We start from the raw sequence: 20,361 nt of genomic DNA, 5'->3' as shown, positions 1-20,361 counted from the left end.
CTGCCGTGACCGGACTGACCGACCTGTCGGAGCGGAGCGTGCGGCAGCGCACGCCCGCTCCGGCGGGAGCCACGCCGAGCGCTCGTCGCCGCCCCCGCCGCGCCGTGCGGGAGTCGGCAGGCCTCGTGTTCATCACGCCCGGGATGCTCATGCTCGGGCTCTTCATGCTCGTACCGACCATCTACGCGCTCTGGTCGAGCCTGTACTCGACCAGGATCATCGGCGGACACCAGTTCGTCGGAGCCGCGAACTACGTCACGATCCTGCACTCGGCGGACTTCTGGTCCGGCGTCGTGCGCGTGCTCGTGTTCGGCGTCGTCCAGGTGCCGGTCACCCTCGCGCTCGCGTTCCTCTTCGCCGCCCTGTTCGACGCCGGGGTGATCCGCGCCAGCAAGTTCTTCCGCACCGTGTTCTTCATGCCCTTCGCCGTCCCCGGTGTCGTCGCGGCCGTGATGTGGTCGTTCCTGCTGTTGCCGGGCTTCGGGCCCTACGCGCAGATCCTCCGCGGTCTCGGGCTCGGCAACGTCGACTTCTTCTCGAGCGGTCTGATCCTGCCGACGATCATGCTCATCGTCGTGTGGGAGTGGACCGGCTACAACATGACGATCATCTACACGTCGCTGAAGTCGATCCCGCGCGAGGTCACCGAGGCCGCGATCATGGAGGGCGCCTCGCTCTGGCGCATCATCACGCGGATCAAACTGCCGATGGTGATGCCGTCGGTCGTGATGCTCGTGTTCCTCAACGCGGTGGGGGCATTGCAGTTGTTCACCGAACCGTCCATCCTCGCGGCGTTCCAGCCGCAGGCGGTCTCGTTCGGGTTCACCCCTTCTCTCTACGTCTACAACACGGCGGTCGGCAGCGGCCAGTACGAACTCGGCGCCGCAGCCGCGATCGTGCTCGCGGTGATCATCGGTGCCATCTCGGTGGCCGGGTTCGCGTTCCGCCGTCGGAACGGAGAATTCCGATGACCACCACCCGCACGACCGGTCACGTGACCGCATCCGGCCGGGAGGCGGGGCGCACGTCGCGCCCGCACCGTGCCTCCCGGCTGCCCGCCGACCAGATCGACCCGCGCCTCTACGGACTGCCGCGCGGGACGAGCGTCGTCCTGACGGCACTCGCCGGGGTCTTCGCGGTGTTCGTGCTCGCACCGCTCGTGTGGCTCCTCGTCAACGCGACGAAATCCCAGGCGGACATCTACTCGAGCTTCGGGTTCTGGTTCGCCGGACCCTTCCGGCTCTGGGACAACCTCGCCGCACTCGGCCAGGACATCAGCGGCGCGGGCGTGTTCGTGCGATGGCTCGGCAACACCCTCGTCTACGCGATCGGCGGCGCCATCGGAGCGACGATCCTGTCCGCGCTCGCCGGGTACGGGTTCTCGCGCTACCGGTTCCGGGGTGCCAACGCCCTGTTCTTCCTGGTGATGGCGACCCTGCTGGTGCCCATCACCTCCATCGCGCTGCCGCTGTTCCTCGTGTACTCGAAGGTCGGGCTCGTCAACTCGATCTGGGGCATGATCCTGCCGAGCATGGTGTCGCCCGTCGGCATCTACCTCATGCGCACCTACATCGACTCCTCGGTGCCGAAGGACCTCATCGAGGCCGCGCGGCTCGACGGTGCGGGCGAACTGCGGATCTTCGTCCGGCTCGCGCTGCCGCTGTCGCTCCCGGGCCTGATGACGGTGCTGCTCATCTCGGTCGTGGCGATCTGGAACAACTACTTCCTGCCGCTCGTGATCTTCAGCAAGAACGGGCTCTACCCGCTGACGGTCGGGCTCTCGGCGCTGTCGCAGGCGGCCGAGACCGGGTCGAAGTCCGAGCTGGTGCCGGTGCTCATCACGGGCGGGCTCGTCACGGTCCTGCCACTGATCGTGCTGTTCCTGCTCCTCGAGCGCTACTTCCGTGGCGGCCTGCTCCAGGGCAGCACCACGGGGTGACCCTGGCGATCAGGGGACTGCGCGATACTGATCGGAGCAGCGCGCACTGGATCGAGCTGCCCAACGCGTGCCCCCGGGGCGTGATGCCGGGCGTGGGAGCACGACGACGATCGCGGAGGGAACGTGCCTGAGGGACCTCCGCGGCTGCGCGACGTGGCCGAGCGTGCCGGCGTCTCCATCCGCACGGTGTCGAACGTCGTCAACGGCTACGCGCGGGTGTCCGAGGCCAAGCGCGTCCGGGTCGAGGAGGCCGTGGCGGAGCTCGGGTACCGGCCGAACGTGCTCGCCCGGAACCTCCGGAACGGGCGGAGCGGGCTCATCGCGCTCATCGTCCCGGAGATCGACGTCCCGTACTTCGCCGAACTCGCCCGTGCGGTCGTGTCACACGCTCAGACGCTCGGCCTGACGGTGGTGGTCGACCAGACCGACGGGCAGCCGGACCGCGAGCGGGAGCTCATCCAGGGGGACGGCAACGCGGTGCTGTTCGACGGCGTGATCTTCAGCCCTCTGGCGCTGTCACGCGGCGACCTGCCGGCTCCGGATCGGGGCCGGGCACTCGTGCTGCTCGGTGAGCGGATCGCCGACAGCGGGTACGACCACGTCGCCATCGACAACGTCGCCGCGGCGCGGGCAGCGACGGAGCACCTGTTCGCGATCGGTCGCCGGCGGATCGCGGCTATCGGTGACCAGCCCTACGACACGGGAGAGACCGCGCAGCTCCGCACCCGCGGGTACGAATCGGCACACGAGGCGCGGGGCGTGCCGGTCGACCGGTCCCTCGTCGTCCCGACGGCGAACTTCCACTTCTCGGACGGGGCTCGCGCGATGACCGAGTTGCTCGAGCACCCCGACGGACCACCGGACGCCGTGTTCTGTTACAACGACCTCGTCGCGATGGGGGCGATGCGCGTGCTCCTCTCGCAGGGTCGGCGCGTGCCCGAGGACGTCGCACTCGTGGGGTTCGACGACATCGAGGCGGCCGCGTACCAGACGCCGTCGCTCACGACGGTCCGGCCGGACCGCGAGACCATCGCTCGGTTGGCCGTCGAGCGGCTCGTCGCGATCCTCGACGGCACCGCGGAGGGGGAACCCGGGGACCACTACGCGGGACACGAGCTCGTGGTCCGCGAGAGCACGGTCGGCCGGACCTCGTAGGTCCGGCCGACCGTCGGGCCTCCCGCTGCCGGATCGGTCCACCTGAGCGAGCCGTCCCGGCCGGGCGATCCGTGCCTCCAGACCGGTCAGGCGCGGACGACGTCCAGCGCACCGCGTCCGACGACCCGGCCGTCCTGCTCGAGCAGGACGTGCAGGCGAGCCTGCACGTGTCCCTCGGGCAGCTCGGCGTGGACCCGGACGTGTGCGGACAGGGTGAACGGCGACGCGGTGGCGGTACCGACGGCTTCCATCGCCGCGGTGGGCTCCAGCCCGAAGACCGGTCCCCAGCCGACGCTGACCTGGACGTCGATGTCGTCGACCCCGTGATGCGAGACCGCGACGCCGAGGTCGACTGTGCCGTCCGTCGTGACGACGTCCCGGCCGGGTGCGATCGGCAGGATGTCGAACACCGGGACGGTCTCGCCGTTGGCGTGGGCGGGTGGCCGGCCGCCGTGGTCCTTCACGACGCGGTTCGTGTCGACGATGCCGGCGGACTCGTGCTCGATGTCGTTGAGTTCGGTCCACACCCAGCCCGAGATGCGGTCGTGCTTGCGCAACTCCTGGGTCTGCCAGTGCAGGTTCCACCCGCGGTCGATCGAGGTCCAGCCGCCGCCGAACTCGCTGTTGAGGAACGGGACGTCCCGGGGGACCGGACCGTCCACCATGAGCAGCTTCTGGACGATGGTGTCGACGGCGATCGCCACCGGGAACGACGGCGCGTCGGCGTCGACGAGGTCCTGGACCTTCCGTGCCCAGCCCGCCGGGTGCTCGTCGTACACGTGCCAGTCGACGAGGTCGGTGTCGAGGTGCGTCCAGCCGGAGTTGTCGACGACGGGACGTGATGAGTCGAGGTCCGTGAGCTCGCGGACGGCGTCGCGGACGACCTCCTGCTTGGCCGGGTCCTCGGGGAGCGCCCAGTCGAGGCCCCACTCCTCGTTGTACAACCCCCACACGACGATGCTCGGGTGGTTCCCGTCGCGCCGCACCATCGGGGCGATCTGGTCCGCGAACGCGGCCGCGCCCTCGGCGGAGAACCGACCGGTGGACGCGGGCTCGGCCCAGACGAGCATCCCCAGGCGGTCGGCGTGGTGGTGGAACCGGGGGTCCTCGAGCTTGAGGTGCTTGCGGACGAGGTTGAAGCCGGCGTCGCGCGCGATCTCGAGATCGCGGACGAAGTCCTCGTCGGTGAGCGCGGTGATGCCGCTGTCCGGCCAGTACCCCTGGTCGAGCACGCCGCGGAGCGAGATGCGGGTGCCGTTGAGGAAGATCGCGTCGCCGCGTGTCGTGATGCTGCGGAGCCCCGTGCTGCCGCCGACGACGTCGACGCCGTCCGCCGAGGTGACCTCGACCTCGACGCGGTAGCGGTTCGGCTCCGCGGGCGACCAGAGCTTCGGGGCGCTGATGTCGACCAGCACGCCCTCGCTGAGTTCACCGGCGTCGACGAGCAGGGTGCCCACCTCGACGTCGGAGCCGATCTCGGTCGTGGTGACCCGTGCGGTGGCGCCGGCGGCGTCCGGGCCCGTGATCGTTCCCGAGACGACGATCCCGTCGAGGCGGTCGTTCGGCCGGAGCACGAGCGTACCGAGGTGGGTCGCCGGACGGGACTCGAGCCACACCGGCTGCCAGATCCCGCTCGAGGGGGTGAACGCGCAGCTGTCGTAGTCGTCGCGGGGAACGCTCCGCTGCTTGCCGTGGGCGATGCCGCGCTTGTCGATCGGCGCGGCGACCTCGACGACGAGCTCGTGCACGTCGTCGCCCACGAGCGCGTCCGTGATGTCGAACTCGAACGGGACGTACCCACCCACGTGGGTCCCGACGCGCACGCCGTCCACCGAGACGGTCGCTTCGTGGTGCACGGCGCCGAAGTGCAGCACGGTCCGCTGGCCCGTCCAGTCCGCCGGGACCGTGAAGGACCGACGGTAGCGGGCGCGGTCGAGCCAGTGCGCCTCGATGCCCGAGCGCGGGGTCTCCCAGGCGAACGGCACGAGGATCTGTTCGGTCGCCTGGGTGCTGACGCCAGCGGCGTCGTCCCCAGCGGCTCCCTCGCTGCCAGCGCGGTCGGCGGCGGCGCCGCGTCGGAACTCCCACACACCGTTCAGGGTCTGCCAGTGGTGCGACCGGTCGAAGTGGGGCCGTGGGTACTCCGCGCGCGGCACGGACTCCTCCGGGTGGGACCCGGTCGTGCTGTCGGACGGCTGGCCCGGACCGGCGGTCGTGTCGGTCGGCCGAGCCGGGCCGGTGGTCGTGGTCGTCATCGTCGATGCCCTTCGGAGTGCGGTGGTCTCCGCGCAAGCTAGCAGCGTTCTTGCATCGTTGCAATTTTCTCTCGGACTGCTCTTGCGAGGACGCACAGCGTCGTCCTAGCATCCGGTACGTCCGGTGCTGCAACGATGCAGAATCTGCATGGTCGCAGCACCCCCGCGGCCCGACGCGCGCCCACCACACCATCGCAACGAAGCGAACCCCGGAGGTCGCACCATGCACCAACACCCACGTCTGTTCGCACGGATCGGGCTGCTCGCAGCCGCCGTCGCGATCGCTGCACTCGGCGGCACCGTCCTCCCCGGCACGGCCGAGGCCGCCACCACCTCGAGCGGCACTCTCTACCACCCGAGCACGGCGAGCGGTTCCACCGAGGACGCCAGCTACCCCCGTGTCATCCGACTCCAACACAGCGGCAGCGCGAACGGCACGCTCCTGGCCACGTTCTCGCACTCCGGCACCGGCGTGACGAAGGCGAACTTCCCCATCTACCGGTCGACGAACAACGGCGTCACCTGGACCTCGTCACCGATCAGCACCGTCACCGACACCCAACACGGGTGGGACCTCGACGGGCCGACGCTGTACGAGCTCCCGCAGGCCGAGGGGAACCTGCCCGCCGGCACGATCCTGGCGGCGGGGACGGCCTGGAACCACGGCGACTACACCCAGCAGGCGGTCGAGGTGTTCGCGTCGACGAACCAGGGCACGAGCTGGAGCTACCGCAGCTCCTGCGCGAGCGAGTCCGGCACCGCGAACACCATCGGGCACGGCATCTGGGAGCCGGAGTTCGACGTCGCCGCGAACGGTGACCTCGTGTGTTACTTCTCGGACGAGCGCCCCTCGTCGAACAACTACAACCAGGTGCTCGCGCACGTCGTCTCGACGAACGGCGGCTCGACGTGGGGTGCCGAGACCTACGACGTCGCCGTGCAGAACGGCGTTGAACGCCCCGGGATGGCGACGGTGGTGAACCTCCCGAACGGCACCTACGCGATGACCTACGAGGACTGCAAGAACGGGTACGACCCGGACCAGGCGTGCGACGTGTACATCAAGACGACCTCGAACGCCGAGTCGTGGAACCCGTCCAGCCTGGGCACGCGGATCCAGACGGCGGACAGCCGCTTCCTCCTCCACACGCCCTACCTGACCTGGTCACCGGCCGGTGGCAGCAACGGCACGCTCATCGCCTCGGGCCAACGCGTGGTCGCGGGCAACGACGGCGCGCTCGCCGTGCAGCCCGAGAGCGGGCACGTGCTCTTCGTCAACAAGAACCTCGGCGTCGGGGCGTGGCAGGAGATCACGACCGCGGTCACGACGGACCCGACCGGGGGCTACGACAGCGGTGAGACCTCGTGTGCCGGATACAGCTCGCCGCTCCTGGCCGACCCGTCCAGCTCGAGCTTCCTGATGCTCGCCGGCGTCCACGTCAGCACCGGCAAGTGCGAGACCGACTTCGCCACCGCGACCCTGCCGACCCACCAGGGGCAGATCACCGGTCCGGGCACCACGGGCAAGTGCCTCGACGTCAACACGAACACGAACGCGAACGGCAACGCGGTGCAGCTGTACACCTGCGGTACCGCGACCGGCCAGCAGTGGGCGCTCGAGACGGACGGCACGATCCGGGCCTACGACAAGTGCCTCGACATCGTCGGCAACGGCACCGCGAACTCGACCAAGGTCGAGCTGTGGGGATGTGACGCCGCCGGCGGGCAGCAGTGGGTCGCACGGAGCGACGGTTCGCTCTACAACCCGCAGTCCGGACGCTGCCTCGACGACCCGCAGGCACAGACCGCCGACGGGACACAGTTGCAGATCTACGACTGCAACGGGCTCTCGACGCAGCAGTGGCACGTGCCCACGACCTGAGTGAGGGGCGGGAGGGACGGTGCGGGTCTGCACCGTCCCTCCTGTCCGACGCCCGCCGGGTCAGGCGGCGGCGAGGTACTCGTCCCAGTCCGGCTGCGGCCGCTCGATGCCGCGCACGATCCACGCCGTGCCGTGCGGAGCACGTGGGCGGAAGCGCAGCGTCCAGCCCATCTCGTGCGGGGTGCGGTCACCCTTGACGTTGTTGCAGGCCAGGCAGCAGGCGACGAGGTTCTCCCACGAGTCCGCACCGCCGCGGGACTTCGGGTGCACGTGGTCGATCGTCGTGGCGTGCCGGTTGCAGTAGGCGCAGCGGTTGCCGTCGCGGCGCAGCACCCCGCGGCGGGACACGGGGACGAGCCGGCTCTGCGGGATGCGCACGTACCGGGTGAGGACGATGACCGACGGCCGGTCGTAGCTCGTGGTGGAGCCGAAGACCGGGTGGTCGGCGTCGGCGGTGATGACGGTGGCCTTCTGGTTCATGACCAGGACGAGGGCCCGTCGGAACGAGATCACCGCGAGGGGTTCGTAACCGGCGTTGAGGACGAGAGTGCGCATGGGGTCCCTTCCGACGTGCCTGGACGGCTTCCAGGCGGACGACGCTGCTCACGGTCCCCTCGGTCCTCGAGCGGGTGACCCGACCCCGGAAGCAGAAGAGCACCGCCCTGGTGGGCGGTGCTCAGTTCGCGGGCGCGTGCTGGGGCACGCGGCAGGTCGTGGTCGACCATATGTCGACGTGCGCGCGCCGACCCATGGTGCGGGTCGTGCGGCAGGCTGGCATGTGATCTCCCGTTCGAGGTCGAGTGGACCGTGTCGCCAGGTTAACCCAGAAACCGGCCCGACACGAGAGCGTGTGGACCGGTTTCCGGTGCGTTCAGCGGGCCTGGGCCCGTCCGTTCACTTGATGCCGAAGCGGACGATGTGGTAGTCGGTCGTCCAGATCGGGCGGATGCTGACCGAGCCGCCGGGCTTCGGGGCGTCCATGATCATGCCGTTGCCCATGTAGAAGCCCTCGTGCGCCTCGGTGTTGAAGATCACGACGTCGCCGGGCTGGGCCTCGGAGGTCGGGATCGTCGTGCCGGCGGCGTCCTGCAGCGGCACGGAGTGCGCGAGCGAGATGCCGAACTGGGCGTAGACGTACATGACGTAACCGGAGCAGTCGAAACCGGCCGGGGTCGCACCGCCGTAGACGTACGGCGTGCCGATGTACTGCTCTGCGACCGAGACGACCTGCGACAGGCTGAAGCTCGGGTACTTCGGGCTTGCGACGTAGTCCGCGGCGCTCGGACCGGTGTACGAGGCGTACGAGGCGGCGGTCTGCGCGCGGGCCGTGGCGAGGGCGGTGTCGCTCGTCGTGGTCGTCGTCGTCGCGGTGGACGCGGTGACCTTCGGGGCGACGACCTTCGGGGCCGTCGCGGTGTAGCCGTCGCGGACGGTGTCGGCGAGCGCCGCGGTGTTCGCGACGGTGAGCGACTGGCTGTCCGCCGAGCGGAGGTTGCCCTGGGCGACAGCCTGCTGCGAGCCGGCGGTCGGCTGCGGGGCGGTCGCGGCGATGGCGGGGAGCGCCATCGTGCCGAAGAGTCCGGCCGTGATCGTCATGACGGCGACCGGCAGGACCCTGCGCTTCCCGCGCGCGGCTGGCCGGGAGGCGCTGCTCGCGACCGCCGCGCGGCTGGCGGCGGCACGGCGGGCGGCGGTGGCGACCGGGGACTTGGCGAACGACGATGTGACCGGCGCGATGGGGGCCTCGAGCTCCGGGTCGACGGAGCGGACCACGGCGGCGCCGGCCGCGACGGCGGGCTTCGGGGCCGGCTCGGTCGCCGCCACCAGGGTGGCCTCGGCGGCGGGTGCGGCCTCGGCGGTGGCCTGCTCGGACGCCGTGGCAGGCTCGGCGGCAGTCGTGGCGGCGACCGTGACCCGTGCGACGGGCGCGGTCGACCCCGTGCGGGCGGCGGCGGCCTCGGCGGCGCGGCGCTCGCGGCGACTCGCGAACTGGATGTCGGTCGAACGGGCGGCGGCACCCGTGGTGGTGTCGGCTCGCTGGGCGTCCGTGGTGGAACCGGTCTGCGTCAAGAGTGTTGTCTCCGGCGCCTCGACTGCACACGCGACCGAGGCCGTCGGGTGCAACCCCATCCGTTCGTCATCGTTTCCGATCAGGCAGGAGACGGGTTCGAGACGTCCTGCCACGGTTCCCGCCAGCTCGCTTCCAGGCTCTGCGGGACTCGTCGAGTGTACGCAACGCCTCCGACGGTGTCGAGGCCTGCGAGCAAGTTGGTAACGATTCGATCAAGAAAGCCTGGTCAGAGGCCGTTTTGACATGTTCCGACGCCGCGCGGGCGGGACCGCCGGAAGTCGTGTAGGCGCCCCGATCCGGGTACCCCGCAGCCCACCGCTCGGGGTACGCCGAGGGGGACGGCATCCCCGGCCGTCAGCTGCCGATGTACACGTGCTGTGCGACCTCGACCGGCAGCTCGAGGCCCTGGTCCTCGCCCTCGACCCGCACGGCGACGTACGCTCCGGCGCGCTGCACGCTCGCCGTCCGTCCCGGCATGACCCCGGCGGCACGGAGTTGCGCGAGGAGTTCCGGCTCGAACTGCACGGGTTCGCCCAGGCGGCGGATGGTCCCCGTGCTCACCGTCGACGAGCCGTCGGTCGCGGCGACGATGCTCCGGACGCCGTCGAGGAACCGTCCGGCCGGGGCGTCGCCGAGCTCGTCGAGGCCGGGGATCGGGTTGCCGTAGGGGGACTCGGTCGGGTGGCCGAGCATCTCGATGATCCGACGCTCGACCTGCTCGCTCATGACGTGCTCCCAGCGACAGGCCTCGTCGTGGACGAAGGCCCAGTCGAGGCCGATGACGTCGGACAACAGGCGCTCGGCCAGCCGGTGCTTGCGCATGACGTGGGTGGCCCGCTGGCGACCCTCCGACGTGAGCTCGAGGTGGCGGTCACCGGAGACGACGACCAGGCCGTCACGCTCCATGCGGGCGATGGTCTGCGAGACCGTGGGACCCGAGTGTCCGAGTCGCTCCGAGATCCGTGCGCGCAGGGGGACGATCGCCTCCTCCTCGAGGTCGAGGATCGTGCGCAGGTACATCTCCGTGGTGTCGACGAGATCGGTCACCGGAACGCCTCCCCTGTCACGTGCACAACTCCTCCAGCCTACTTGTTCACATGCCGCGGCCCGGACAGTGCTCCACAGGGGGTCGCGGGCTCGTCGGGCGTGGGATACCAGCTCACTAGGATCGACCCATGGCAGACATCGTCATCCCCGCTGACCTCCTCCCCACCGACGGACGCTTCGGCTGCGGCCCGTCCAAGATCCGCGGTGCGCAGCTCGAGTCCCTGGTGACGGCAGGGGCGACGATCCTCGGCACGAGCCACCGTCAGGCGCCCGTCAAGAACCTCGTCGGCAGCGTTCGCGAGGGCCTCGCGACGCTGTTCGACATCCCCGACGGGTACGAGGTCGTGCTCGGCAACGGTGGCTCGACGGCGTTCTGGGACGCCGCCGCGTTCGGCCTCGTCGAGCGCCGTGCCGAGAACCTCTCGTTCGGCGAGTTCGGCTCGAAGTTCGCCAAGGCGGTCGCCGCTCCCTGGCTCGAAGCCCCGCACGTCGTCACCGCGCCCGGTGGCTCCCGGTCGGAGCTCGAGATCGTCGAGGGCGTCGACGTCTACGCCTACCCGCACAACGAGACCTCCACGGGCGTGATGGCCCCCGTCGTCCGCGCGGCCGGCGATCCCGGCGCGCTGACCGTCGTCGACGCCACGAGCGCCGCCGGTGGCGTGCAGTTCGACACCGGTGCCGCCGACGTCTACTACTTCGCACCGCAGAAGAACTTCGCATCCGACGGCGGTCTGTGGCTCGCCCTGTTCTCGCCGGCCGCGATCGAGCGCGTCGAGCGCATCGCCGCGAGCGACCGCTACATCCCCGAGTTCCTCAGCCTGAAGAACGCCGTGGACAACTCGCGCCTCGACCAGACGCTGAACACCCCCGCGATCACGACCCTCCTGCTGCTCGACGACCAGATCCGGTGGATCAACGGGTCGGGCGGCCTGGCTTGGGCGGACATCCGCACCAAGGAGTCGTCGAACGCGCTCTACGAGTGGGCCGAGTCCGTCGACTACGCCACGCCGTTCGTCGCCGACCCGGCACACCGGTCGCAGGTCGTCGCCACCATCGACCTCGACGACGCGATCGACGCCAAGGCCGTCAGCGCCGCGCTCCGGCAGAACGGCATCGTCGACACGGAGCCGTACCGCAAGCTCGGCCGCAACCAGCTCCGCATCGCGACGTTCACCGCGATCGACCCCGACGACGTCCGACAGCTCATCAAGGCCATCGACTACACGGTGGCCGCGCTGCGCGGCTGACGGCCGCACGACGGACGACGACGGCCCCCGGGATCCGATCCCGGGGGCCGTCGTGCGCCTCCCGACCAGAGGTCGCCGCAGCGTCCGATCCGGCCGGGAGGCCCGGCGTCACTCCGCCTCGTCCGCCGCCTCGCCATGCCCAGCGCTGGTGCGACCTGCGTCGTCGTCGGAGTCGTCCGCGTCAGAGTCGTCGTCGTCCTCGTCGTCCCCGTCCGCGTCGTCCTCGTCCTCGTCGTCCTCGTCCGAGTCGTCCTCATCCGAGTCGTCCTCGTCCGAGTCGTCCTCGTCCGAGTCCTCGTCCTCCTCGTCACCTTCGACGACGGCGATGGCCTCCTCGACGTCCACGCCGTCGAACGCGTCGTCGCCCAGGTCGTCGTCCTCGTCGGAGTCGTCCTCGTCGTCGTCGTCGAGCAGGTCCTCGTCGTCCTCGTCCGCGTCGTCGTCGTCCTCGTCCGAGTCGTCCTCGTCGTCGTCCTCGTCAGGGTCGTCGTCGGAGTCGTCCTCGTCCGAGCCCAGGTCCTCCGCGTCGCCGGCCTCGGCGTCCGCATCGCCCTCTTGCGTCGCCCGGTACTCGGCGAGCCGCTCCGACCACGGCACCCAGTCGGGCGCGAGCAGCGAGCCGTCGCCGGGCATCAGCTCGACCTCGAGCACGGTGGGGTCCTCGCCGTCGACCTGCGCCAGGCTGACGGTCCAGCGCCATCCGGGGTAGCCGGGCATCGTGTTGGCGAACAGCACGGACACCACGCCGTTGCCCTCGTCCACGGTGCCGACGACCGCTCCGACGGTGTCCTCGGGCGTGACCTCGAGCAGCGCGGTACGCGCGAGCCCAGTCGGGTCCTCGATCACGGTCAGGCGTCCAGCTGGTCGGCGACGTGGCGGAGGATGGCCGCCGTCCGCGACCCGTTCTTCGGGTAGTGGCCGTGGCGCAGGTCGCCGCTGATGCGGTCGAGCTCCTTCACCAGGTCCTCCACGATGACGGCCATGTCGTCGGCCGAGCGCCGGTTGATCTTCGCGAGGCTCGGACCCTCCTCGAGCACGCGGACCGACAGCGCCTGCGAGCCACGCTTGCCCGCGACGACGCCGTACTCCAGACGCGCTCCGGCCTTGACGGTGGTGACCCCGGACGGGAGCGCCGACGCGTGCAGGAAGACCTGGTCGCCGTCATCGCCCGTGATGAAGCCGAACCCCTTCTGCTCGTCGTAGAACTTGACCTTGCCGGTCGGCATGACTGCACTCCTCGATCTGACGTCCGCGGTGTCCGCGGACGGCGTTCCTTGTCGATCATCCTGTGTCGACTATCCTGAGCCGGTGGCCAAGACCCGATCAACCGCGCGACAGCGTCCCGTTCGGACGCAGGCCACCGGCCCTGCGCAGTCGACCAGGACCCCGGAGCGCCCGCAGACGCCCGAGCCCCCGGTGGCCAATCGTATCGAACGCATTCTGATGTACATGATCGCGGGGATCATCGCGGTCGCACTCGTGTGCTTCCTCGTGCTCATCGTGGCGTGGCTCACGGTCGGGTCCATCCCCGGCACGGGCATCTGGCCGACGGTCGAGGCCTTCCCGCTCATCGGCTTCCCGATCGGGCTGCTGCTCATCATCGCGCTGCTCGCGGTCAACTGGACCAAGCGGGCACGCGAGAACCGGGACGACGCGCGCTGACCCCGCTCCGGGGCGGACGGACACGACGATGACGACGGCAGCCGCCCTCGCCGCCCGACTGCGGGCCATGCCCGACGACGACCTCGTCGCGCTCGTCGCCGCGCGGCGCCTGCCGGGCGCGGCCCTCGCCGCACACGGCCCGTCGGCCGTGTCCGACTTCTTCGACCTCGCGGACGCCCTCCGGACGCCCGACGTCATCGACCGCGCGCTGGCACGACTCCCGCGCGCGACGCTCGCCGCCCTCCAGCACCCCGCCGACGCGGACCCCGCGGCACTCGCGCCCGCCGTCGCACTCGGCCTCACCGACGGAGCGGACCTCGACGACGCGGTCGCCGCGCGACTCGCCGAGCATCCGGAGTTGCGACCGGACGACGCTCCCCGGCCGGGAGGCCCGACCCCCGTCCCGCAGGACGTCGACCGGGTGCGCGCGGTCGCCGCCGAGACGGCGTTCGCGACGCTGACGTCACTCGCCGAACTGGTCCGCGCGGTCGCCGCGGACGAGGTGCACGAGCTCGCGAAGGGCGGGATCGGGGCGCCGCTCGCGCGGCACCTCGGCGAGCGCGCCGCGGCCGACCCGGTGCGGGTCCCGGACCTGCTGGCCCTGCTCGCCGAGACCGAGCTCGTCGATCCCACGAGCCCGACGTGGACCGTCACCGACGACGGTCGCGGTTGGCTCGTGGCGCCCTGGCCCCTCCGGTGGGTCGAGCTCGTGGTCCGGTGGCGGGCGACGCTGAGTGATCCGGTGGTCGAGGTCCTCGCCCTCGCCGCGGACGACTGGCGCGGGCTCGAGGCCCTCGGGCGCTGGGCCTACCCCGGCGGCGCGGAGTGGCTCCCCGCGGAGCTCGTGCGGAGCGCCGAGACCGCGGAGGCCCTCGGCATCACGGTCGACGGCGTGGTCACCGCGACGGGGCGCGTCCTGTTCGCGGCGCGAACCACCGACGACACCGCGGCGATCGACCACGCCGGCGCCGACCTGCCGTCCACCGTGCCGGAGGTGTACCTGCAGAACGACCTCACCGTCATCGCCCCCGGCCCGCTCGAGCCGGCCGACGACGCGGCACTCCGCACCGTGGCCGACGTCGAGGCACCGGGACTCGCGAGCCGCTACCGGATCTCCGAGGACAGCGTCCGCCGCGCACTGCTCGAGGGGTACGACGGAGCCGCGGTCCTGGACACGCTCGGCCGACTCTCGGCGGCCGACGTGCCCCAGCCGGTCCGCTACCTGGTGGAGCAGGTCAGCGCCCGTGCCGGCAGCATCGTCGTCGACCACGCCGCTGAGCGGGGCAGCGTGGTGCGAGGTCCCGCCGAGCAGCTCGACCTGGTGTCCGTCGACGCCGAACTGCGCTCACTCGCCTGGGCCCGGCGGTCCCCGACGGTGCTCGTCAGCCCGTACCCGCCCTCGTCCGTGGTCTCCGCGCTCGAGGACCAGCGGTACCCGGCCGTGCTCGCTCCCGCCGCCCGCGTGGCGGACGCGGCCGGGCCTCCCGTTCGTCGCCGGACCGCGCGCACACCCGAGGAGCAGGCGCGCGAGCTCGTGGAGCGCCTCCGCGCCGCGACCCGACGAGGCGACCAGGAGCCCGCGCAGGAGTGGATGGGACGGCAGATCGACCTGGCCGTGCGCGGCAAGGTGGCCGTGCGCGTCGTCGTGCGGATGCCCGACGGCACCGAGGCCCCGTTCACGATCGTGCCGACGTCGGTGAGCGGTGGCCGGATCCGGGGCCGCGACACGCACGCCGACGTCGAGCGGACCCTGCCCCTGTCCCTCGTGATCGCGGTCGAGCACGTCGCCTGACCGACCGACCCGGACGTCTCGTCCGCGGCGCGGCTAGGCTCGACGGTCATGAACGGGCCACTCATCGTCCAGAGCGACCGGACCGTGCTGCTCGAGGTGGCGCATCCCGAGGCCGAGGACGCGCGACACGAACTCGCGGTGTTCGCCGAACTCGAGCGCGCCCCCGAACACGTCCACACCTACCGCATCACCCGGCTCGGGCTGTGGAACGCCCGCGCCGCGGGCCACGACGCCGACGCGATGATCGACACGCTCGAGCGGTTCGCCAAGTTCCCGGTGCCGCAGAGCGTCGTCGTCGACATCCGTGACACCGTCAGCCGCTACGGCCGTCTCGTCATCCGCCGCGAGGACCCGGCGGACGCGCCGGCGATCGCGAACGACGCGACGGAGGAGCTGGAGCAGCAGCCGAGGCTGGTCCTCACCGCGTCGGACCCGTCCATCCTCGCCGAGGTCACCCGCTCGAAGCGGATCGCCCCGCTGCTCGGCGCCCGCCGGTCGGACACCGCCGTCGAGCTCGAGCAGTGGGCGCGCGGCCAGGTCAAACAGGAGCTCGTCAAGATCGGCTGGCCTGCCGACGACCTCGCCGGGTACACGCCCGGACAACCGCACCGGATCGACCTCGACGAGACCGAGTGGCACCTCCGCGCGTACCAGGAGGACGCGGTCAAGAGCTTCTTCGCCCAGGGGTCCGGTGTCGTCGTGCTGCCCTGTGGTGCGGGCAAGACCCTGGTCGGCGCGGGCGCGATGGCCACCGCCAAGGCGACGACGCTCATCCTCGTCACGAACACGGTCTCGGCGCGGCAGTGGCGCGACGAACTCCTCCGCCGCACGTCGCTCACCCCGGACGAGATCGGCGAGTACTCCGGGAGCGTCAAGGAGGTCCGGCCGGTCACGATCGCGACGTACCAGATCCTCACCGCACGGCGGAAGGGCGTGTACACGCACCTGTCCCTGCTCGACGCCCTCGACTGGGGCCTCATCGTCTACGACGAGGTCCACCTGCTGCCCGCGCCGGTGTTCAAGCTGACCGCGGACCTCCAGGCGCGACGGCGCCTGGGACTCACGGCGACGCTCGTGCGCGAGGACGGCCGCGAAGGCGACGTGTTCTCGCTCATCGGGCCGAAGCGGTACGACGCGCCGTGGAAGGAGATCGAGGCGCAGGGGTACATCTCCCCCGCCGAGTGCTACGAGGTGCGGATCGACCTGCCCCACGAGGACCGCCTCGAGTACGCGGCCTCCACGGACGACGACCGGTACCGGCTCGCCGCGACCTCGCCGGCCAAGACCCCGGTCGTGCGCGACCTCATCGAGAAGCACCGCGGCGAGCAGATCCTGGTGATCGGGCAGTACATCGACCAGCTCGACGAACTCGCGGCACAGCTCGACGCGGCCGAGATCACCGGGGCGACCCCGATCGACGAGCGCGAACGGCTGTACCAGGCGTTCCGCGAGGGCACGATCGACGTGCTCGTGGTGTCCAAGGTCGCGAACTTCTCGGTCGATCTGCCGGACGCGACGGTGGCGATCCAGGTGTCGGGCTCCTTCGGCTCACGGCAGGAGGAGGCCCAGCGGCTCGGCCGGCTGCTCCGCCCGAACAAGGACGGCCTCCCGGCGTCCTTCTACACACTCGTCACGCGGGACACCGTCGACCAGGACTTCGCGCAGAACCGGCAGCGGTTCCTGGCCGAGCAGGGGTACGCGTACACGATCCTCGACGCCGATTCCCTAGCGGCCGCGTGAGCAGATCCAGACAGTCATCGCCCCCTCGACGTCTGCACCAGGAAATCCCGTCGTCCTGTCAGACAGCGTCCCATCCGTTCCCAGGCAACCCAGAGGCCACGACCAGATACTGGGTCACATGACCGACGGACCGAAGATCCTCATCGTCGACGACGAGCCGAACATCCGCGACCTCCTCACCACCTCGCTCCGGTTCGCGGGCTTCGCCGTCCGCGCGGTGGGCAACGGTGCGCAGGCGATCTCCGCCGTGCTCGAGGAAGAGCCGGACCTCATCATCCTCGACGTCATGCTCCCCGACATGAACGGGTTCGGCGTGACCAAGCGCCTCCGGTCGTCGGGCTACACGTCGCCGATCCTGTTCCTCACCGCCAAGGACGACACCGAGGACAAGATCACGGGACTCACCGTCGGCGGCGACGACTACGTGACCAAGCCGTTCTCGCTCGACGAGATCGTCGCCCGCATCAAGGCGATCCTCCGGCGCACCATGAACGACGAAGAAGACGCGATCATCCGCGCCGGTGAGCTGACGATGGACCAGGACACGCACGAGGTCAGCATCGGCGAGGCGCAGATCGAGCTCTCACCCACCGAGTTCAAGCTGCTCCGCTACCTCATGCTCAACCCGAACCGGGTGCTGTCGAAGGCCCAGATCCTCGACCACGTGTGGGAGTACGACTTCAACGGCGACGCCGGCATCGTCGAGTCCTACATCTCGTACCTGCGCCGCAAGCTCGACCAGTACTCGGCCGAGCCGGTCATCCAGACCAAGCGCGGCTTCGGGTACATGCTCAAGGCCGCCAAGGCGTCCTGATCCAGCAGGTCATCGGCGCGATCCCAGCAGCGGCTGGGTCGCGCCGATTACTGTGATCGCAGCATGCACACACGCCTCGCCCGCTGGTGGAACGAGATCTCGCTCCGGACCAAGATCACCGGGATCACCGTCCTCCTGGTGACCCTCGGTCTGCTCGTCGCGGGGCTCGGCACCATGACGGTGCTCAGCACATACCTGATGAAGCAGCTCGACAACGACGTCCAAGCGACGAAGACCTCGCTGAACGGCCAGAAGCTGACGAGCGTCGAAGGCTACTGCCAGATCAACGTCACCCTGCAGAGCGCGGCCTACATCGCCGTGCTCAAGCCCGACGGCGGCATCGCCTGTCACACGAAGAGCGACTACACGCCGGACCTCGGCGGGGTCGTGGGCAGCTCGCACGTCGACGACGACCACCCGTTCAGCGTGGTCGACGACAAGGGCCAGCACGAGTGGCGGGCCCTCGCGATGACGTCGCCGACCACCGACGCCGCCGGCAACCACTACACGATCGTCGCGGCTGTCTCGAGCCAGGGCACCGACTCGACCATCGCGCGGTTCACGGTGATCTTCCTCGGGTTCGGCATCTCGGTCGTCCTGCTCGGCGGCATGCTCACCCAGCTGCTCGTCACCGCCACGTTCGACCCGCTGCGGGACGTCGAGGCCACGGCCGCACGCTTCGCCGCGGGGGACTTCTCGCAACGCCTCGGTGCGGACACCCCGAACACCGAGGTCGGTCGCCTCAACCACTCCCTCAACGTCATGCTCGAGCGCATCGACTCTGCGTTCGAGGACCGCCAACGCACGATCGAGCAGATGCGCCGCTTCGTCGGTGACGCATCGCACGAGCTGCGGACCCCGCTCGTGTCCCTGCGGGGGTACGCCGAGCTGTACCGGATGGGGGCCCTCCGGAAAGAAGAGGACGTCGCCCAGGCGATGGAGCGCATCGAGAAGGAGGCCCAGCGCATGGGGCTCCTCGTGCAGGACCTCCTGCAGCTCGCCCGCATCGACGAGTCGAAGCCGCTCGAGCTCGGGCCGGTCGACCTCGTCGCCATCGCGCGGGACTCGGCGCTCGACACGATGGCGTCGAACCCCGACCGCGAGATCCAGGTCCTGCTCGCCGACTCCGTCACCGGCGAGAACGTCCCGCAGGTCGTGCCGCAGTGGGTCGGTCCTGCGGCACCCGGAGCGCGGAACGGACAGTCCCCGACCTCGCCGCCGTCGAACGTCACCGGGCCGATCGCCTTCGCGGGGCAGACGCTCGCCCGGCTGCGCGCACGTCGTGGTCGTCCCGTCGGCATCGAGTCCGGCCCGGCCGCGCCGACCACGGCCCCGCTGCCGACCGTCGTCCTGCCCGTGCGGCCGCCGGTCGTCCTCGCCGAGGAGAACAAGATCCGCCAGGTCGTGACGAACCTCATGGGCAACGCGATGCGGTTCACGCCGCAGGACGACCCCATCGAGATCGGGATCGGCGTGGACGAGGCCCGGGGCATGGCGCACCTCGACGTGATCGACCACGGTGAGGGCATCCCGCCGCAGATCCGCGAGAAGATCTTCCAGCGGTTCTGGCGCGCCGACACCTCGCGCGCTCGGGACACCGGCGGCTCGGGCCTCGGGCTCGCGATCGTGTCCGGCATCGTCGCGGCGCACCACGGCGAGGTCGAGGTGTTCGACACCCCGGGCGGTGGTGCGACCTTCCGCGTGTGGCTCCCCCTCCTCCCGCGCGACTACGTCGCCCCCACCCCCTGACCCCTCTGGCGAGATCGCAGTCGTTGCCGTTCTGAGGTCCATCAGAGCGGCAACGACTGCGATCTCACGGCAGTGATGATGACGCCCGGGTGCGGAACACGTCCGACAGTCGCAGGAGGAACGCCGTCGGGTCGGCAACGTCACGCGCGGTGACGTGCAGGATCAGCCATCCGGCGGACACGAAGCCGTTCGACCGGGTCGCATCGTGCTGCCACGTGGCACGATCCGTCCGGTGGTGCTCGCCGTCGTACTCGACTCCGATCCGGAGGTCCGGGTAGGCGAGGTCGACGCGTCCGAGGAATCGACCGGCGGGGCTGTGCACGTCGGTGTTGAGCTGGGGCTCCGGGAATCCCGCGTCGACGATGACGAGTCGGATGAGCGTCTCCATCGGGGACTCCGACCCGAGCCGCACGCGATGGGCCGCGGCCCGGAGCCGCCGTGCCCACCGGGACCGCCGCTCACGACTCCGGCGCTCGAGTTGCTCCGGATCGGCGAGCGCCCGCGCGACCAGGTGGTCCCCGATCACCACCAGGTCACGCTCGGCCAACAGGCCCGCACTCTCGCACCACGCCGCCACCGGGCTGCTGGCCGGGAGGCCCGCACACGCCACCACATCGGCGAACGGTGGCGAGACGCGATGGCCCACCACCCCGGTGCGGCGCATGACCGGTCCGTCCCCCACCGTGCTCACGTGCACGGTCGCGTCGGAAACGACCCAGGGCGGCAGTGGGAGCTCCCAGAGGGCGAGGGCAGTGGTGTGGCTGAAGTGATGCCGTTCACCGAGGACGAGGCCGAACGCGGCGACCCGTGCCGAGAGGTCCGCCAGGTCCAGCTCGGCAGGGACCCGCACGCCTCGGGTCGGCGCGGCGAGGTCCTCCCGACGGAGCCGACCCGGAGTGACCCCGTTCCGGACCGCATCAGCCGTGTGGAAGGCCTGACCGAGGAAAGGATCCGGGAGGCGGGCCGGCGTGCGCGTCATGCGCCGAGCCTCCCGGCCGTACCGCAACA

17 protein-coding genes are annotated in these 20,361 nt (G+C 70.6%); 10 read left to right on the top strand and 7 right to left on the bottom strand.

Annotated elements, in window-relative coordinates; genetic code table 11:
* The first annotated feature begins 5 nt into the window (after window positions 1-5).
* The 3 genes from DEI82_RS10010 to DEI82_RS10000 all read left to right on the top strand — a co-directional run bounded on the left by DEI82_RS10010 (window position 6) and on the right by DEI82_RS10000 (window position 3,094).
* A complete protein-coding gene (locus DEI82_RS10010; RefSeq protein WP_220037260.1) occupies window positions 6-971 on the top strand; it encodes a carbohydrate ABC transporter permease in 966 nt (321 codons plus the stop codon).
* On the top strand, window positions 968-1,939 hold the full coding sequence (locus DEI82_RS10005; protein WP_111036669.1) for a carbohydrate ABC transporter permease: 972 nt from the start codon (window positions 968-970) through the stop codon (window positions 1,937-1,939). Before DEI82_RS10010 ends, DEI82_RS10005 begins: the two co-directional genes overlap by 4 nt.
* Before the next feature lie 123 nt (window positions 1,940-2,062).
* Complete coding sequence (locus DEI82_RS10000; protein WP_258372028.1) at window positions 2,063-3,094, top strand: LacI family DNA-binding transcriptional regulator; 1,032 nt, start codon at window positions 2,063-2,065, stop codon at window positions 3,092-3,094.
* An 86-nt stretch (window positions 3,095-3,180) separates the two neighbouring features.
* Here DEI82_RS10000 and DEI82_RS09995 read toward each other — a convergent pair whose 3' ends face one another.
* Complete coding sequence (locus DEI82_RS09995) at window positions 3,181-5,349, bottom strand: glycoside hydrolase family 2 protein (protein ID WP_111036667.1); 2,169 nt, start codon at window positions 5,347-5,349, stop codon at window positions 3,181-3,183.
* A 223-nt stretch (window positions 5,350-5,572) separates the two neighbouring features.
* Between DEI82_RS09995 and DEI82_RS09990 the strand changes: the two genes are divergently transcribed.
* Window positions 5,573-7,231 (top strand): sialidase family protein, encoded by a 1,659-nt coding sequence (locus DEI82_RS09990; protein WP_111036666.1) that lies wholly within the window; start codon window positions 5,573-5,575, stop codon window positions 7,229-7,231.
* A gap of 60 nt (window positions 7,232-7,291) precedes the next feature.
* Here DEI82_RS09990 and DEI82_RS09985 read toward each other — a convergent pair whose 3' ends face one another.
* The 3 genes from DEI82_RS09985 to DEI82_RS09975 all read right to left on the bottom strand — a co-directional run bounded on the left by DEI82_RS09985 (window position 7,292) and on the right by DEI82_RS09975 (window position 10,349).
* Window positions 7,292-7,786: an HNH endonuclease gene (locus DEI82_RS09985; RefSeq protein WP_111010489.1), complete on the bottom strand. Its 495-nt coding sequence runs from the start codon at window positions 7,784-7,786 to the stop codon at window positions 7,292-7,294.
* Between the two features lie 339 nt (window positions 7,787-8,125).
* Complete coding sequence (locus DEI82_RS16600) at window positions 8,126-9,301, bottom strand: C40 family peptidase (RefSeq protein WP_146242884.1); 1,176 nt, start codon at window positions 9,299-9,301, stop codon at window positions 8,126-8,128.
* Between the two features lie 355 nt (window positions 9,302-9,656).
* On the bottom strand, window positions 9,657-10,349 hold the full coding sequence (locus tag DEI82_RS09975; protein ID WP_111010491.1) for a metal-dependent transcriptional regulator: 693 nt from the start codon (window positions 10,347-10,349) through the stop codon (window positions 9,657-9,659).
* 128 nt (window positions 10,350-10,477) lie between these two features.
* Here DEI82_RS09975 and serC point away from each other — a divergent pair, with 128 nt between their 5' ends.
* Window positions 10,478-11,596, top strand: a complete 1,119-nt coding sequence (gene serC, locus DEI82_RS09970; protein WP_111026287.1) for a phosphoserine transaminase — start codon at window positions 10,478-10,480, stop codon at window positions 11,594-11,596.
* A 108-nt stretch (window positions 11,597-11,704) separates the two neighbouring features.
* On the opposite strand, the gene DEI82_RS09965 is transcribed toward serC, so the two are convergent.
* Together DEI82_RS09965 and DEI82_RS09960 are read right to left on the bottom strand one after the other, a co-directional pair.
* Complete coding sequence (locus DEI82_RS09965; RefSeq protein WP_146242883.1) at window positions 11,705-12,442, bottom strand: DUF3027 domain-containing protein; 738 nt, start codon at window positions 12,440-12,442, stop codon at window positions 11,705-11,707.
* Window positions 12,443-12,444: 2 nt separating this feature from the next.
* Complete coding sequence (locus DEI82_RS09960; protein ID WP_111013102.1) at window positions 12,445-12,822, bottom strand: cold-shock protein; 378 nt, start codon at window positions 12,820-12,822, stop codon at window positions 12,445-12,447.
* A 217-nt stretch (window positions 12,823-13,039) separates the two neighbouring features.
* Here DEI82_RS09960 and DEI82_RS09955 point away from each other — a divergent pair, with 217 nt between their 5' ends.
* The 5 genes from DEI82_RS09955 (at window position 13,040) to DEI82_RS09935 (ending at window position 19,353) form a co-directional block, all read left to right on the top strand.
* The gene (locus DEI82_RS09955) at window positions 13,040-13,258 is read left to right on the top strand and encodes a hypothetical protein (protein WP_111010495.1); all 219 of its coding nucleotides are present in this window, start codon (window positions 13,040-13,042) and stop codon (window positions 13,256-13,258) included.
* A gap of 28 nt (window positions 13,259-13,286) precedes the next feature.
* Entirely contained in the window at window positions 13,287-15,050 is a 1,764-nt protein-coding gene (locus DEI82_RS09950; RefSeq protein WP_111036663.1) for a helicase-associated domain-containing protein, read from the top strand.
* A 48-nt stretch (window positions 15,051-15,098) separates the two neighbouring features.
* Complete coding sequence (locus DEI82_RS09945) at window positions 15,099-16,790, top strand: DNA repair helicase XPB (protein ID WP_111013100.1); 1,692 nt, start codon at window positions 15,099-15,101, stop codon at window positions 16,788-16,790.
* A gap of 118 nt (window positions 16,791-16,908) precedes the next feature.
* Window positions 16,909-17,604 carry a response regulator transcription factor gene (locus DEI82_RS09940; protein WP_111010498.1) on the top strand — a complete coding sequence of 232 codons (696 nt, stop codon included), beginning with the start codon at window positions 16,909-16,911 and terminating at the stop codon, window positions 17,602-17,604.
* A 63-nt stretch (window positions 17,605-17,667) separates the two neighbouring features.
* Window positions 17,668-19,353 (top strand): HAMP domain-containing sensor histidine kinase, encoded by a 1,686-nt coding sequence (locus tag DEI82_RS09935; RefSeq protein ID WP_111010499.1) that lies wholly within the window; start codon window positions 17,668-17,670, stop codon window positions 19,351-19,353.
* A 64-nt stretch (window positions 19,354-19,417) separates the two neighbouring features.
* Here the strand turns inward: DEI82_RS09935 and DEI82_RS09930 are convergent, their stop codons facing one another.
* Window positions 19,418-20,332 carry an endonuclease domain-containing protein gene (locus tag DEI82_RS09930; RefSeq protein WP_111036662.1) on the bottom strand — a complete coding sequence of 305 codons (915 nt, stop codon included), beginning with the start codon at window positions 20,330-20,332 and terminating at the stop codon, window positions 19,418-19,420.
* Window positions 20,333-20,361: the final 29 nt, after the last annotated feature.

The sequence above is a fragment of the Curtobacterium sp. MCBD17_019 genome, from assembly GCF_003234555.1.
Classification (GTDB): domain Bacteria; phylum Actinomycetota; class Actinomycetes; order Actinomycetales; family Microbacteriaceae; genus Curtobacterium.
Note: the sequence above shows the minus strand (reverse complement) of the source record. Positions and strands in the feature narration are given on the sequence as shown.

Bases quoted from the DNA above. Each gene is read 5' to 3' on its own strand.
- DEI82_RS10005 (WP_111036669.1), top strand. From the start codon at position 968: ATGACCACCACCCGCACGACCGGTCACGTGACCGCATCCGGCCGGGAG.
- DEI82_RS09995 (WP_111036667.1), bottom strand. From the start codon at position 5,349: ATGACGACCACGACCACCGGCCCGGCTCGGCCGACCGACACGACCGCC.
- DEI82_RS09990 (WP_111036666.1), top strand. From the start codon at position 5,573: ATGCACCAACACCCACGTCTGTTCGCACGGATCGGGCTGCTCGCAGCC.
- DEI82_RS09985 (WP_111010489.1), bottom strand. From the start codon at position 7,786: ATGCGCACTCTCGTCCTCAACGCCGGTTACGAACCCCTCGCGGTGATC.
- serC (WP_111026287.1), top strand. From the start codon at position 10,478: ATGGCAGACATCGTCATCCCCGCTGACCTCCTCCCCACCGACGGACGC.
- DEI82_RS09960 (WP_111013102.1), bottom strand. From the start codon at position 12,822: ATGCCGACCGGCAAGGTCAAGTTCTACGACGAGCAGAAGGGGTTCGGC.
- DEI82_RS09955 (WP_111010495.1), top strand. From the start codon at position 13,040: ATGTACATGATCGCGGGGATCATCGCGGTCGCACTCGTGTGCTTCCTC.
- DEI82_RS09950 (WP_111036663.1), top strand. From the start codon at position 13,287: ATGACGACGGCAGCCGCCCTCGCCGCCCGACTGCGGGCCATGCCCGAC.
- DEI82_RS09945 (WP_111013100.1), top strand. From the start codon at position 15,099: ATGAACGGGCCACTCATCGTCCAGAGCGACCGGACCGTGCTGCTCGAG.
- DEI82_RS09940 (WP_111010498.1), top strand. From the start codon at position 16,909: ATGACCGACGGACCGAAGATCCTCATCGTCGACGACGAGCCGAACATC.
- DEI82_RS09935 (WP_111010499.1), top strand. From the start codon at position 17,668: ATGCACACACGCCTCGCCCGCTGGTGGAACGAGATCTCGCTCCGGACC.
- DEI82_RS09930 (WP_111036662.1), bottom strand. From the start codon at position 20,332: ATGACGCGCACGCCGGCCCGCCTCCCGGATCCTTTCCTCGGTCAGGCC.